The sequence below is a fragment of the Aeromonas sp. FDAARGOS 1415 genome (genome assembly GCF_019048365.1).
In the GTDB taxonomy this organism is placed as follows: domain Bacteria; phylum Pseudomonadota; class Gammaproteobacteria; order Enterobacterales; family Aeromonadaceae; genus Aeromonas; species Aeromonas taiwanensis.
Window position 1 is genome coordinate 1,833,287 of record NZ_CP077363.1, and the last position, 14,870, is coordinate 1,848,156.

Annotated in this window: 12 protein-coding genes; 5 read left to right on the forward strand and 7 right to left on the reverse strand. The window is 60.2% G+C overall.

Annotation, left to right across the window (positions count from 1 at the left end; translation table 11 throughout):
- Positions 1–35: 35 nt before the first annotated feature.
- From coaE to I6L45_RS08800, 7 genes are all read right to left on the reverse strand, one after another.
- Positions 36–650 carry a dephospho-CoA kinase gene (coaE, locus tag I6L45_RS08770; protein ID WP_216983979.1) on the reverse strand — a complete coding sequence of 205 codons (615 nt, stop codon included), beginning with the start codon at positions 648–650 and terminating at the stop codon, positions 36–38.
- An 18-nt stretch (positions 651–668) separates the two neighbouring features.
- Positions 669–1,541, reverse strand: a complete 873-nt coding sequence (locus I6L45_RS08775) for an A24 family peptidase (RefSeq protein WP_216983980.1) — start codon at positions 1,539–1,541, stop codon at positions 669–671.
- A gap of 76 nt (positions 1,542–1,617) precedes the next feature.
- Complete coding sequence (locus I6L45_RS08780; RefSeq protein WP_216983981.1) at positions 1,618–2,859, reverse strand: type II secretion system F family protein; 1,242 nt, start codon at positions 2,857–2,859, stop codon at positions 1,618–1,620.
- Positions 2,860–2,983: 124 nt separating this feature from the next.
- Positions 2,984–4,690, reverse strand: a complete 1,707-nt coding sequence (tapB, locus tag I6L45_RS08785; RefSeq protein ID WP_216983982.1) for a PilB family type IVa pilus assembly ATPase TapB — start codon at positions 4,688–4,690, stop codon at positions 2,984–2,986.
- Positions 4,691–4,696: 6 nt separating this feature from the next.
- Complete coding sequence (locus tag I6L45_RS08790) at positions 4,697–5,125, reverse strand: prepilin-type N-terminal cleavage/methylation domain-containing protein (protein ID WP_216983983.1); 429 nt, start codon at positions 5,123–5,125, stop codon at positions 4,697–4,699.
- Between the two features lie 307 nt (positions 5,126–5,432).
- Positions 5,433–6,296 carry a carboxylating nicotinate-nucleotide diphosphorylase gene (gene nadC, locus I6L45_RS08795; RefSeq protein ID WP_216983984.1) on the reverse strand — a complete coding sequence of 288 codons (864 nt, stop codon included), beginning with the start codon at positions 6,294–6,296 and terminating at the stop codon, positions 5,433–5,435.
- A 3-nt stretch (positions 6,297–6,299) separates the two neighbouring features.
- On the reverse strand, positions 6,300–6,770 hold the full coding sequence (locus I6L45_RS08800; protein ID WP_202016401.1) for a TIGR02281 family clan AA aspartic protease: 471 nt from the start codon (positions 6,768–6,770) through the stop codon (positions 6,300–6,302).
- 129 nt (positions 6,771–6,899) lie between these two features.
- On the opposite strand from I6L45_RS08800, the gene ampD reads away from it, so the two are divergent.
- From ampD to lpdA, 5 genes are all read left to right on the forward strand, one after another.
- Positions 6,900–7,472, forward strand: coding sequence for a 1,6-anhydro-N-acetylmuramyl-L-alanine amidase AmpD (ampD, locus tag I6L45_RS08805; RefSeq protein ID WP_216983985.1), 573 nt, complete (start codon positions 6,900–6,902; stop codon positions 7,470–7,472).
- A gap of 276 nt (positions 7,473–7,748) precedes the next feature.
- Entirely contained in the window at positions 7,749–8,513 is a 765-nt protein-coding gene (gene pdhR, locus I6L45_RS08810) for a pyruvate dehydrogenase complex transcriptional repressor PdhR (protein ID WP_043762834.1), read from the forward strand.
- Positions 8,514–8,596: 83 nt separating this feature from the next.
- Positions 8,597–11,257: a pyruvate dehydrogenase (acetyl-transferring), homodimeric type gene (gene aceE, locus I6L45_RS08815; RefSeq protein ID WP_210547735.1), complete on the forward strand. Its 2,661-nt coding sequence runs from the start codon at positions 8,597–8,599 to the stop codon at positions 11,255–11,257.
- Positions 11,258–11,368: 111 nt separating this feature from the next.
- Positions 11,369–13,261, forward strand: coding sequence for a pyruvate dehydrogenase complex dihydrolipoyllysine-residue acetyltransferase (aceF, locus tag I6L45_RS08820; protein WP_210547734.1), 1,893 nt, complete (start codon positions 11,369–11,371; stop codon positions 13,259–13,261).
- A 148-nt stretch (positions 13,262–13,409) separates the two neighbouring features.
- The gene (gene lpdA, locus I6L45_RS08825; RefSeq protein ID WP_134694780.1) at positions 13,410–14,837 is read left to right on the forward strand and encodes a dihydrolipoyl dehydrogenase; all 1,428 of its coding nucleotides are present in this window, start codon (positions 13,410–13,412) and stop codon (positions 14,835–14,837) included.
- Positions 14,838–14,870: the final 33 nt, after the last annotated feature.

Below are 14,870 nucleotides of genomic sequence, written 5' to 3' on the forward strand. Positions count from 1 at the left end.
CTAATCCTGGCCAGCCATAAACCGGCCTAGTGTACTCACTGTTGGCTGGCTTGTTGAGAGGCAAATGCCAGATATGTCTGGTGCAGGGCTAAAATTCGCGCGGTAATGGTCTCGCTTGTGCCACTTTGGTTGTCCAGTACGTCATCGGCCATCGCCAGGCGTTCAGCACGGCTTGCCTGGGACGCCAATATGGCCTGAGCCTGCTCCCGGCTCACAGCGTCCCGGCGGCAGGTACGCTCTATCTGGGTCGCTTCGTCCACGTCGATGACCAATACCCGATTGGCCAGCCCGGTGAGCCGGTTCTCCACCAGCAGGGGCACCACCAGCAGGCAATAGGGTGAGCTGGCGGCGGCACACTGGCGTTGCATCTCACTGCGGATGAGGGGATGGAGCAGGGCATTGAGCCAGGACTTGGCTGCGGGATTGCTGAAGATCAACTCGCGCAGTCTGCGGCGATCGAGTCGTCCATCTGGCGAGAGGACATCCTGGCCAAAATGGCTGGCGATGGCGACCAGCGCAGGAGTGCCGGGCTCCACCACCTCGCGGGCGATGACGTCTGCATCGACCACGTCGATCCCCAAGGCCGCAAACCGATCGGCGACCGTGGTCTTGCCGCTGCCGATGCCGCCGGTGATGGCTACCACATACATGAGTCAGAGATCCTTTGGCTAGAGCACGAGCTCGAGATACCAGCGGGTGATCTTATCCCCCCACAACAGCGCTATCCAGCCTGCGATGGCAAGATAGGGGCCAAAGGGGATGGGATTGCCCTGATGGTGTTTACGCAGTGCGATCAGCGTGATGCCGATGACGGCCCCCACCAGGGAAGAGAGCAGCAGTATGATGGGGAGCGCCTGCCAGCCGAGCCAGGCTCCCAGCGCCGCCAGCAGCTTGAAGTCACCATACCCCATGCCCTCCTTGCCGGTGAGCAGCTTGAAACTCCAGTAGAGGCTCCAGAGCACAAGATAACCTGCCATGGTACCGATGACCGCATCAACCAGGGGAACGAAACCACCCAGCAGGTTGAACAGCAACCCGCCCCACAGCAGTGGCAGGGTGATCTGGTCGGGCAGCAGCATCTTGTCCAGATCGATAAAGATAAGCGCCACCAGACTCCAGGTGAGCAGGAGGGCTGCCAGCACACCCCAGCCGGGCGTCAGAGTGGCTGCCACGGCGACGGACAGCAGGGCCGTGAGCAGTTCGACCAGAGGATAGCGGGCCGAAATGGGGGCCTGGCACTCGCGGCAGCGCCCTCTGAGCCAGAGCCAGCTCAGGAGTGGAATGTTTTCGATGGCCGTGATGGCATGGCCGCAGTGAGGGCAGGCGGAGCGGGGCACCATCAGGTTGTAGCGTTCGTTGGCGGAGATGGACTCATCCTCATCGAAATAGTCGCGATATTCGGCGCGCCAATCCCGCTCCATCATGATGGGCAGGCGGTGGATCACCACGTTGAGGAAACTGCCCACCATGAGGGAGAAGAGAAAGATCAAGGAGAGATAGAGCCAGGGCAAGCCCTGGGCCAGTTCAATAAGAGGCGCCATATATCAATCGCTAGTGTTGGGAAAGAGGGGCAGGCGGCCAGGCCGGACCCAGCCGGCTGGCCGCTCGCCAAGGAGGTCAGTGTATCACAGAGCCCAGCTTGAAGATGGGGAGGTACATGGCCACGACCATGCCGCCGACCAGCACCCCCAGTACCACCATGATGATGGGTTCGAGCAGGCTGGTGAGCCCGTCCACCATGTCATCGACCTCCTGCTCGAAGATGCCCGCGACTTTGGATAGCATGTCGTCGATGGCGCCTGACTCCTCACCGATCATGACCATCTGGGTCACCATGTCGGGAAAGAGATCCACGGTGCGCATGGCGACGTTGATCTGCATGCCGGCCATGACCTCGTTGCGAATGGCCATGATGGCCGTGCGGTAGACATAGTTGCCCGAGGCGCCGGCCGACGAAACCAGCGCCTCCACCAGAGGAATACCGGCGGAGAAGGTGGTGGAGAGGGTGCGGGCAAAGCGGGCCATGGCGGCCTTGTGCAGTATGTTGCCCACGACGGGGATGGTGAGAATGAACCTGTCGGTGCTGTCTCGCACCTTCTGGGATTTTCGCCAGGCCCGCACATAGAGGAAGATGGTCAGAGCGAGGCCGCCAAAGATGACGTACCACCATGCCTGCATGAACCGGGATATGCCGATGACGAACCGGGTAAAGGCGGGCAACTCGGCTCCGAAGCTCTTGAAGATCTCTTCGAACTGGGGAATGACGAACAACAGCAATATAGAGGTCACTATGATGGCAACCAGAATGACCATGGCGGGGTAGAACATGGCCTTCTTGATCTTGGACTTGAGCGCCTCATTCTTCTCGCGGTAGGTGGCGATGCGGTCGTAGATGGTCTCCAGAGCGCCGGACTGCTCGCCCGCCTCGACGAGATCGCAGTAGAGATCGTCAAAGTAGCGGGGATGACGGTGCAACGCCTCCGACAGCGGGGTACCTGTCTCCACATCTGCGGCGATCTGGCCGATCAGTTCGCGCACCGCCGACTTTTCGTGGCCACGGGCGATGATCTGCAGGCTCTGAACCAGAGGGACGCCGGCTGAGAGCATGGTGGTGATCTGGCGGGAGATGACGGCGATGTCCATCGGCTTGATGCGGGCACCACCCCTCGAAAACAGCCCCTGGCCCTGCTTGCTGACCTTGGTGACATTGACACCCTGCTTGCGCAGTTCGGCCTTGACGGTATTGATGCTGTCGGCCTGGAAATCGCCGGACACCTTCTGCCCCTTGCGATTGAAGCCGTGCCAGCGGAATGAGAAGATCTTTTTGGGCGCGTTCTTTCTTTGAGCTAATGTTGCCATCACTGCATCCTGCAATTGGGCGACGGTGGCCGGATGCTGCTGCCAGTCCGGCTCATCTTGGCTTGGAAAACATCATCGGGGTGTTGGCAGCGCTTCACCCGGTGAGATGCCTCGAACACTCTACTCAGTTGGTGGTGATACGGTTTATTTCGGCCAGGCTGGTGACCCCAAGACGGGCTTTTTCCAGGCCCGAGGTCCGCAGGGTACGCATCCCTTCCTTCTGCGCGATGGCCGCGATTTGCAGCGAGTTGGCTCCCTGCATGATGAGCTTGGCGATATTGTCCGACATCAGCATGATCTCATAGATGCCGACGCGTCCTCTGTATCCTCCCGAACACTCTTTGCAACCCACGGGCTTGAACAGGCGCAAGCCTGCAGCGAGCTGCTGCTGGCTAAATCCGAGCTCCAGCAGCTCGGCTTCCGGTACTGTTTCGGGGGCCTTGCAGTGGTCGCACAGTTTGCGGGCGAGACGCTGGGCCATGATGAGGGTCACCGAAGAGGCGATGTTGAAGGCGGGGACGCCCATGTTCATCATGCGGGTGAGTGTCTCGGCCGCCGAATTGGTGTGCAGAGTAGAGAGCACCAGGTGACCGGTCTGGGCGGCCTTGATGGCGATCTCGGCGGTTTCCAGATCCCGTATTTCGCCTACCATGACGATGTCGGGGTCCTGACGCAGGAAGGAGCGCAGGGCGCTGGCAAAGGTGAGCCCCGCCTTGGGATTGATCTGCACCTGGTTGACGCCAGGCAGGTTGATTTCCACCGGATCCTCGGCGGTGGAGATATTGACCTCGCTGGTGTTGAGGATGTTGAGGCCGGTATAGAGCGACACTGTCTTGCCCGACCCTGTGGGGCCGGTAACCAGTATCATGCCCTGTGGCTTGGAGAGGGCGTGAAGATATTGTCCCTTCTGGCGGTCGTCGAAGCCGAGCTGATCGATGTTGAGGCGCGCGGCCGACGAGTCCAGCAGCCGGATAACGATCTTCTCGCCCCACATGGTGGGCAGGGTGTTGACCCGCATGTCCATGGATCGGTTGCGCGAAATTTTGAGCTTGATCCGGCCGTCCTGGGGCAGGCGCCGTTCGGCGATATCGAGGCGGGCCATCACCTTGAGGCGGGCCGCGAAGCGGTTGGCCAGATTGACCGGCGGGGTGGCGATCTCGTGCAGTATGCCGTCAATGCGAAACCGGATCCGGTACTTCTGCTCATAAGGCTCGAAATGCAGGTCCGATGCCCCGCGCTTGATGGCATCCATCATGATCTTGTGGATGTACTTGACGATGGGAGCATCATCGTCGGCAGTGTTGACGCCCTCGTCGATGCGAGAGCTCTCATCGGAAACCTCGAGCTCAGAGATCTCGGCCTCATCGATGTGGTCCATGCCAAGGGTATCCTGCTCGCTCTCCATCAGCTTGCCTATGGCGGTGGTCAGCTTGCTCTCCTCGACCAGCAGGGCCTCGGTGTGCAAGCCGAAGCTGAAGCCGAAATCCTCCAGGGCCGACACATTGGTCGGATCCGACATGGCAATATAGAGGGTGTGCCCCTGGGTGTAGATGGGCAGGACGTGGTGCTTCTCAATCAGCTTTTGATTGAGGTATTTCTGCGGGATCTCGGCCAGGTCGAAGGCGGCTAAATCCAGCAGAGGTACCCCATACTCCAGCTCGCAAAAATCGGCGAGGGCCTTGCTGTCGAGGATGTCGTTTTCAATGAGGAAGGTGACAAAGGGCTTGCGCTGTGCCCTGGCCTGGCTCAGATAGCGTTGTGAGTCCGGCTCACTGAGGAGGGAGGAAGCGGCCAGACTGGTGGCCAGGCCGCTATTGAGGCTAGAGGTCATAATTGTTTAACACAAACCTGCGGCGCTACATGTTGACCCTGATGCTGGTTGTGTCCATAAAACTTGGCCTCCGCTCGGGGCCCCTGACATGACATAGGTATTATTACCAGAGCCGAATACTCCAGAATCACCGACAGCCGTAATACTAACTGCGCTAGAGGAGCCTCCGACCGTAACGGACGTCACAAAACCGGTAGCTCCAGCTGCTGATGGTATTCCCCCTGCTCCAGGGGTAAAACATGTGGCTAAAGAAGCATTCGTTTGGTAACAAACCTCTACCGCAGTTTTAAAACCCCCTGTCGCGGCGATTACCTCTGAAAACTTGGCTTTTTTGGTATAGGTCTGATACGCCGGCAATGCGATGGCGGCGAGGATGGCGACGATCGCAACGACGATCATCAATTCGATTAGCGTAAACCCTGACTGTCTTTTCATGTCAAATATCCTTTTGTCCATGGTTCCTGATAAGCACCGGTGGAATGCTATCCACAGCCAGTATCTTATCCGAGCGCTTCGGGTTGGCAACAGAGGCAGGGCTCTTGTCAGCCACTTTTGTGTCATTTAGTGAAACTTGTAGAAAAATCAACGGTTAAAAGGTGTCTCTTGGCACTGTTCAATCTTGGGGAGGGCCCATCTTCACACTCCTTATGTCGCGGGTTCCTGCATAAAGAAAAGGCGCCGATGGCGCCTTTTGCAAGTTTCGAGTCCTGTAATATTTCCCAGGCAAGGGGGGCTGATTCGATTAATCTGCGATAAAGCGCATCGAGAGATCCAGCGCCCGCACGTGTTTGGTCAGGGCACCCACCGAGATAAAGTCGACGCCGGTCGCGGCATATTCCGCCAGCGTCTCCAGGGTGACGTTGCCGGAAACCTCCAGTTTGGCGCGTCCCTGATTGATGCGAACGGCCTCTCGCATCATGGGAACGTCGAAGTTGTCCAGCATCACGATGTCTGCCCGGGCTGCCAGTGCCTGCTCCAGCTCGGGCAGGGATTCCACTTCCACTTCCACCGGCTTGCCCGGATTGAGGTGGCGGGCCTCGGTGATGGCTTCCCGGATGCCGCCGCAGGCGAGGATATGATTCTCCTTGATGAGATAGGCATCATGGAGCCCGATGCGATGGTTTTTGCCGCCGCCGCAGGTGACGGCATATTTCTGGGCGGTACGCAGGCCGGGCAGCGTCTTGCGGGTGTCGAGCAGCCGGCAATCCGTTCCTTCCAGCTCGGCCACGTACCGGGCGGTCAGGGTGGCGACGCCAGAGAGGGTCTGCACGAAGTTCAGGGCATTGCGTTCGCCGGTCAGGAGCACGCGAGCCGGGCCATGGAGGCGGAACAGTTCCTGGTTGGGGGAGAGGCGCTCGCCATCTTGCACCAGCCACTCCACCTTCACCTCGCCGCCGAGCTGGGCGAACACCTCGTCGACCCAGGGCTGCCCGCAGAACACGCCGGCCTCGCGGGTGATGACCCGGGCCGTCGAGATGCGATCCGCCGGGATCAGCTGGGCCGTGATATCGGCGCTGGCATCCGGTTGATCCAGAGCGGTGAGGGCATCGCCCAAGTCTTCGAGTAGTGCGGCGCGCACGGCGCGGCTGACGTCCTGTTGAAACATGCCTTATTCCTGCAAGGGTCTGAGCAGCAATTGCCGCTCCTTTTGAACTAGCTCCAGCCGACCGAGGGCATTCATGCCTACCAGCACCTCGTCCCCCTCCGCCGCCGGATTGATGAAGATGGCCAGATCGTACAAGGTCAAAGGGCCCATCGCCAGCGTTTCAATGGTACCGTTGCCGACCCGGATTATTCCGGCCGCCGTGTTGACCTGGCTGCTGCCGTGGGCGGTCAGCCCCAGCCGTTCCGCGACTGGCTGCGGGACGGTTATGCGGGTGGCACCCGTGTCCAGCAGCAGTTGCACAGGCTGGCCGTTGATGGCACCCTCCAGACGATAATGGCCGCTGGCATCCGCCTTGAGCCGCAGATCGCCATCGGCGGTGACGGACGGTTGCTCGCGAGCGTGAAAATAGAGGGTCAACAGGCCCAGCAGCGAGAGCCAGGCCAGCAGCCAGAGACGGCGTGCCATAGGGTGCATAGGATGTCCCACATCGCGCGAGTGAATGGCTCAGCCTAACACAGCTTTAGCCGTGAATTCAGAGACTTGTTTCCCCTTTAGTGCGCCGTCATGCCAGGGCGCCCATTCCCATTGTGAGTCGAGCAGACGATGACAAATTCCACAACCCAGTTTTCCATCGATCGAGAAGGATGGTGCGATCAGGCCCGCAAGGTGCCCTCGCCCCATCACAATGCGCGGCTCAGTCCCGACGATGTCTCCCTGCTGGTGATACACGGCATCAGCCTGCCGCCGGGCGAGTTTGGCGGCCCCTGGATAGACGATCTGTTTCTCGGCCGGCTGGATCCCGACGCTCATCCCTATTTTGCCGGTATCCATCAGCTACGGGTCTCGGCCCACTGCCTGATTCGTCGGGACGGGGGGCTGGTGCAGTACGTGCCGTTCTGTGCCAGGGCCTGGCATGCGGGAGTGTCGTGCTGGGAGGGGAGGGAGGCGTGCAACGATTTCTCCATCGGCATCGAGCTGGAAGGCACCGACGAGCTTCCCTACAGCGATGTGCAGTATGAGGTGCTGTCAGGTCTCACCCGGGCCATTTTACGCCAGTATCCTGCCATCACGGCGGAGCGGATCGTCGGTCACTGCGACATAGCGCCGGGCCGCAAGACGGATCCGGGTGGCAGTTTCGAATGGGCTCGATATCGGGAAAAGCTACACTCTGAGTGAAAAAACTAAAAATTATTTTGTGTTTTTAGAATCAATGGCTTGCCTTATGAGGTAAGCCATTTTTCATGCTGTTGAACAAATGTTGCCGGTGAGCAAGCTCACAAATATTGGTCAGACCATTTTCTATGAGCTGCATCATGATTACGGTAATTTACCCCTAAAGTGGTGATGTTGCTTCTTGATGCAGATCATATTTCGAGTGGACTTTTTCCATGCCCTCTGCTAATTTTCGCCCCAATCATAGAATTGGTAATACCAATTTAACAAAGTAGCCTCATGCCCTATATCAAGATAACTCAGCCCAAGCTGGCCGACGCCATCGTCGCCGAGCTGGAAAGCATGATTCTGGAAGGCAGCCTGCAGCCGGGCCAGAAGTTGCCGCCCGAGCGGGAACTCGCCATCCAGTTTCAGGTATCGCGCCCTTCTCTGCGCGAAGCCATCCAGCGCCTGGAAGCAAGAGGGCTCTTGTATCGTCGTCAGGGCGGTGGCACTTACGTACAGAATGCCCTGAGCAAGGGGATCGCCGATCCCCTGTTCGAGCTGCTCAGCACTCACCCCGAAGCCCAGTACGACCTGCTGGAATTTCGTCATGCGCTGGAAGGTATCTGTGCCTACTATGCGGCGCTGCGGGGCACCGAGGCTGACTTCGAGCGGATCCGCCTGGCGCAGTCCGCCATCGAGGAAGCCGGCCAGCAGGGGTCGCTGGTGGCCGAATCCGCCGCCGTCACCCAGTTCTATCTGGCCGTGGCCGAGGCCTCCCACAACGTGGTGCTGTTGCACCTGTTGCGGGCTATGGGCCCCATGCTCGAGCAGAACATTTTACGAAATAACGAGATTTTGAATCGCCGTCCGGGAGTGGTAGCCAAGATCCGTCGCCATCGTGCGAGCCTGATCGAGGCTATCCTGTCGGGGGCTCCGGAGCGGGCCAGAGCTGCTTGTCATGAGCACCTGGCCTTTATCGAGGACACCTTGTTGGATATGCAGAGGGAAGACAGCCGGATCCAGCGATCCATGCGTCGGATCCGTCAGCAGGAAAACTAATCCCACAAGGCTTTCTTTATTGTCGAATGCTTGCGCCCTTCGCCGTGCAATGCCGTGCAATCACAACAACATAGGAACCAGCCATGTCTGATATCCTGAAGAACGATGTGGACCCGATAGAAACGCTGGAGTGGCTTGCCTCTCTGGAATCCCTGCTGCGTGAAGAGGGTCCGCAACGCGCTCAGTTCATCCTTGAACAGCTTGCTGAGAAGGCTCGCGCAAGTGGCGTGGACGTAGCTGCCAAGGCTACTCGCGACTACATCAACACCATCCCGTCCAGCGACGAACCGGCTTACCCGGGCGACCTGGAGATGGAACGTCGCATCCGCGCCATCATCCGCTGGAACGCCATGATGATCGTGCTGCGCGCCTCCAAGAAAGACCTGGACCTGGGTGGTCACATGTCTTCCTTCGCTTCTTCCGCGACCATCTACGAAGTCTGCTACAACCACTTCTTCCGTGCTCGTAACGAGAAGGACGGTGGTGACCTGGTCTACTTCCAGGGTCACATCTCCCCGGGCATCTACGCCCGTGCTTTCGCCGAAGGTCGCCTGACCGAAGAGCAGCTGGACAACTTCCGTCAGGAAGTGGATGGCAAGGGTATCCCTTCCTACCCGCACCCGAAACTGATGCCGGAATTCTGGCAGTTCCCGACCGTCTCCATGGGTCTGGGCCCCATCGCCGCCATCTATCAGGCGCGCTTCCTGAAGTACCTGACCGACCGTGGCATCAAAGATTGCTCCGAGCAGACCGTTTACGCCTTCCTGGGTGACGGCGAGATGGACGAGCCGGAAGCCAAGGGTGCCCTGACCGTTGCCGTGCGTGAAAAGCTCGACAACCTGGTGTTCGTGGTCAACTGCAACCTGCAGCGTCTGGACGGTCCGGTTGTGGGCAACGGCAAGGTCATCAACGAGCTGGAAGGCCTGTTCTCCGGCGCCGGCTGGGACGTCACCAAGGTCATCTGGGGTCGCAAGTGGGATGAGCTGCTGAAGAAAGACACGTCCGGCAAGCTGATCCAGCTGATGAACGAGACCGTGGACGGTGACTACCAGACCATGAAGTCCCGCGATGGCGCCTACGTGCGCGAGCACTTCTTCAACCGTTACCCGGAAACCGCCGCGCTGGTCAAAGACATGACCGACGAGGAGATCTTCGCCCTGAACCGTGGTGGTCACGACCCTCGCAAACTGTTCGCCGCCTTCTCCAAGGCTGCACAGACCAAGGGCAAGCCGACCGTGATCCTGGCCAAGACCATCAAGGGTTATGGCATGGGCGAAGCGGCCGAAGGCAAGAACATCGCTCACCAGGTCAAGAAGATGGATCTGGGCTCCGTGCGTCACCTGCGCGATCGTTTCAACCTGCCGGTGACCGACGAGCAGCTGGAAAACCTGCCGTACCTGAAGATCGAAGAAGGTACCGAAGAGCACAAGTACCTGCACGCCCGTCGTGCCGCACTGAAGGGCTATGTACCGACCCGTCTGCGCGAGAGCACCACCAAGCTGGAAATCCCGGCGCTGGATGCCTTCGGTCCGCTGCTGGGCGAACAGGCGCGCGAAATCTCCACCACCATGGCGTTCGTGCGTTCCCTGAACGTGATGCTGAAAGACAAGTCCATCGGCAAGCGCATCGTGCCGATCCTGGCTGACGAAGCCCGTACCTTCGGTATGGAAGGCCTGTTCCGCCAGATCGGTATCTACAGCCCGCACGGTCAGCAGTACACCCCGCAAGACCGCGACATCGTCTCCTACTACAAGGAAGACAAGCAGGGTCAGGTTCTGCAAGACGGTATCAACGAGTTGGGCGCCATGTCCTCCTGGCTGGCTGCTGCGACCTCTTACAGCACCAACGACTGCCCGATGATCCCGTTCTACATCTACTACTCCATGTTCGGCTTCCAGCGGATCGGCGACATGGCGTGGGCAGCTGGTGACCAGCAAGCCCGTGGCTTCCTGCTGGGTGCGACCTCCGGTCGTACCACTCTTAACGGAGAGGGCTTGCAGCACGAAGATGGTCACAGCCACATCCTGGCCGGTACCATCCCGAACTGCATCTCCTACGACCCGTCCTACGCCTATGAAGTGGCGGTGATCGTACAGGACGGCCTGCGCCGCATGTACGGTGAGAACCCGGAGAACGTGTTCTACTACATCACCACCCTGAACGAGAACTACGCCATGCCGGCCATGCCGGAAGGCGCCGAGGAAGGCATCCGCAAGGGTATCTACAAGCTGGAGTCCGTGGCCGGTACCAAGGCCAAGGTTCAGCTGCTGGGCTGTGGCTCCATCCTGGGTCACGTGCGCACCGCCGCCCAGATCCTGGCCAGCGAGTACGGCGTGGGTTCCGACGTGTTCAGCGTCACCTCCTTCAACGAGCTGGCTCGTGACGGTCAGGACGCGGATCGCTGGAACATGCTGCACCCGACCGCCGAGGCTCGCGTTCCCTACATCGCTCAGGTACTGGGTGCCGAAGCCACCATCGCCGCGACCGACTACATGAAGTCCTTCGCCGATCAGGTGCGTGCCTTCGTACCGACCGAGAACTACCGCGTGCTGGGTACCGACGGTTACGGCCGTTCCGACAGCCGTGCCAACCTGCGTCGTCACTTCGAAGTGAACGAGTTCTACGTGGTGGTTGCTGCCCTGACCGAACTGGCCAAGCGCGGCGAGATCGACAAGCAGGTTGTGGCCGAGGCCATCGCCAAGTACGGCATCGATGCCGACAAGGTGAACCCGCTGTACGCGTAAGAGGAACGAGTGTCGCGCCGGGTATCCGGCGCGACCTTGCAAAGGTTAACGCGAGAGACGCGTGAGCGGGGTCAGCCCGTCACGCGGATACACGCAAGAGGATAAAGCGCAATGTCCAAACAGATTATGGTGCCGGATATCGGTGCCGATGAAGTTGAAGTCACCGAGATCATGGTGGCCGTGGGTGACAAGGTCGAGCTGGACCAGTCCCTGATCGCCGTGGAAGGTGACAAGGCTTCCATGGAAGTCCCGGCTCCGGCCGCGGGTATCGTCAAAGAGATCCTGATCAAGGTGGGCGACAAGGTTGCCACCGGTTCCCAGATCATGGTCTTCGAAGCCGAGGGTGCTGCCGCACCGGCTCCGGCCCAGGCTGCTGCCCCGGTTGCTGCTGCGCCGGCCGCCGCTCCGGCCGCTGCCGCTCGTCAGGACGTCAACGTACCGGACATCGGTGGTGACGAAGTCGAAGTGACTGAAATCATGGTTGCCGTGGGCGACATGGTTGAAGCCGACCAGTCCATCATCGCCGTGGAAGGTGACAAGGCCTCCATGGAAGTGCCGGCACCGTTCGCCGGTCGCGTGGTCGAGATCAAGGTTGCCGCTGGTGCCAAGGTCTCCACCGGTTCCCTGGTGATGGTATTCGAAGTGGCGGGCGCTGCCCCGGCCGCTGCTGCCGCTCCTGCTCCTGCTGCCGCCCCCGTGGCTGCCGCTCCGGTTGCCGCCGGCGCGAAAGACGTCAACGTACCGGACATCGGTGGTGACGAAGTGGAAGTCACCGAGATCATGGTGGCCGTGGGTGACAAGGTTGAAGCCGACCAGTCCCTGATCGCCGTGGAAGGCGACAAGGCCTCCATGGAAGTGCCTGCACCGTTCGCCGGTGTGGTCAAGGAGATCAAGGTGAAGGCGGGTGACAAGGTCTCCACCGGTTCCCTGATCATGGTGTTCGAAGTGGCTGGTGCCGCTCCGGCTGCCGTGGCTGCTCCTGCCGCCGCCCCTGCGCCTGTTGCTGCCGCTCCGGTTGCCGCCGCCCCTGCGCCGGTTGCCCAGGCTGCTGCCGCTTCCGACTTCGTGGCCAACGATGCCTACGTCCACGCCTCCCCGGCGGTTCGCCGTCTGGCACGCGAGTTCGGCGTCAACCTGGCCAAGGTGAAAGCCTCCGGTCGCAAGGGTCGCATCGTCAAAGAAGACGTGCAGGCTTACGTGAAGGATGCGGTCAAGCGCGCCGAGTCCGCTCCGGCTGCTGGCACCGGCACTGGCAACGGCATGAGCGTCGTCGCCTGGCCGAAGGTTGATTTCAGCAAGTTCGGCCCGGTCGAAGAGCTGGAACTGACCCGTATCCAGAAGATCTCCGGTCCTGCCCTGCATCGCAACTGGGCCATGATCCCCCACGTCACCCAGTTCGACGAAGCGGATACCACGGATCTGGAAGCGTTCCGCAAAGAGCAGAACATCCTGGCCGAGAAGCAGAAGCTGGACGTGAAGATCACCCCGCTGGTGTTCATCCTGAAAGCCGCCGCCAAGGCCCTGGAAGCCCATCCGCGCTTCTGCAGCGCCCTGTCCGAAGACGGCAGCAAGCTGATCATGAAGAAGTACATCCACATCGGTGTGGCGGTGGATACCCCCAACGGTCTGGTGGTTCCGGTGGTTCGCGACGTCAACAAGAAGGGCATCCACGAGCTGTCCCGCGATCTGGCCGAGATCTCCAAGAAGGCCCGTGCCGGCAAGCTGACCGCTGCCGACATGCAGGGCGGTTGCTTCACCATTTCCAGCCTGGGTGGCATCGGTGGTACCAGCTTTACCCCGATCGTCAACGCGCCGGAAGTGGCCATCCTGGGCGTCTCCAAGTCCGAGATGAAGCCGAAGTGGAACGGTAAAGAGTTCGTGCCGCGTCTGATGCTGCCGCTGGCTCTGAGCTACGACCACCGCGTCATCGACGGCGCCGACGGTGCTCGCTTCATCACCACCCTGAGTGGTGTACTGTCCGACATTCGTCGACTGGTCCTGTAAGTGAGAGGGCGGGCCCACAGCCCGCCCTTTTTGCTTCTCATTTCATTAACAGGATTGTAAACTTGCCCCGTTTTTTTCACGGCTGCAGCCGCCTTGTCTGGCATAAGACTGTGCTGTCCGGGGATATAAGAACGACAAAGAGGTCATGATGAGTAAAGAAATCAAAACCCAGGTCGTAGTACTGGGTGCTGGCCCTGCCGGTTATTCCGCTGCCTTCCGTGCGGCTGACTTGGGTCTGGATACCATTATCGTCGAGCGTTACTCCACCCTGGGTGGCGTCTGCCTGAACGTGGGCTGCATCCCGTCCAAGGCACTGCTGCACGTCGCCAAAGTCATTGAAGAAGCCAAGGCGCTGGCCGAGCACGGCATCGTATTCGGTGCCCCGCAGACCGACATCGACAAGGTGCGTCTGTGGAAAGAGAAGGTCATCAACCAGCTGACCGGCGGTCTGGCTGGCATGGCCAAGATGCGTAAAGTCCAGGTCGTGAACGGCTTCGGCAAGTTCACCGGCCCGAACACGCTGGAAGTGGAAGGCGCCGACGGCAAGACCACCGTCACCTTCGACAACGCCATCATCGCCGCGGGTTCCCGTCCGGTGAAGCTGCCGTTCATCCCCCATGAAGATCCGCGCGTATGGGACTCTACCGATGCGCTGGAACTGACTACCGTACCGGGCAAGCTGCTGGTTATCGGTGGCGGCATCATCGGTCTGGAGATGGGTACCGTGTACTCCTCCCTGGGCTCCGAGATCGACGTGGTGGAATTTGCCGACCAGCTGGTACCGGCTGCCGATAAAGACATCGTCAAGATCTACACCAAGCGCGTTGCCAAGAAATTCAACATCATGCTGGAGACCAAGGTCACCGCAGTTGAAGCCCGTGAAGACGGCCTGTACGTCTCCTACGAAGGCAAGCACGCCCCGGCCGAGCCGGTGCGCTACGACAACGTGCTGGTTGCCGTGGGTCGTGTGCCGAACGGCAAGATGCTGGACGCCGAGAAGGCGGGCGTTGCCGTCAACGAGCGTGGTTTCATCGAGGTGGACAAGCAGCTGCGTACCAACGTGGCTCACATCCACGCCATCGGTGACATCGTCGGTCAGCCCATGCTGGCCCACAAGGGTGTGCACGAAGGCCACGTCGCGGCCGAAGTCATCGCCGGCAAGAAGCACTACTTCGACCCGAAAGTGATCCCGTCCATCGCCTACACCGAGCCGGAAATGGCCTGGGTCGGTCTGACCGAGAAGGAAGCCAAGCAACAGGGCCTGAACTTCGAAGTCGCCACCTTCCCGTGGGCTGCGTCCGGTCGCGCCATCGCGTCCGACTGCGCCGACGGTATGACCAAGCTGATCTTCGACAAGGAGAGCGGCCGCGTCATCGGTGGTGCCATCGTGGGTACCAACGGCGGTGAACTGCTGGGTGAAATCGGTCTGGCCATCGAGATGGGTGCCGACGCCGAAGACATCGCGCTGACCATCCACGCTCACCCGACTCTGCACGAGTCCGTGGGCCTGGCTGCCGAAGTGTTCGAAGGCTCCATCACCGACCTGCCGAACGCCAAGGCCAAGAAGAAGAAATAAGCTTCTTCCCGCCTGTGAAAAAGCCGCTCCATG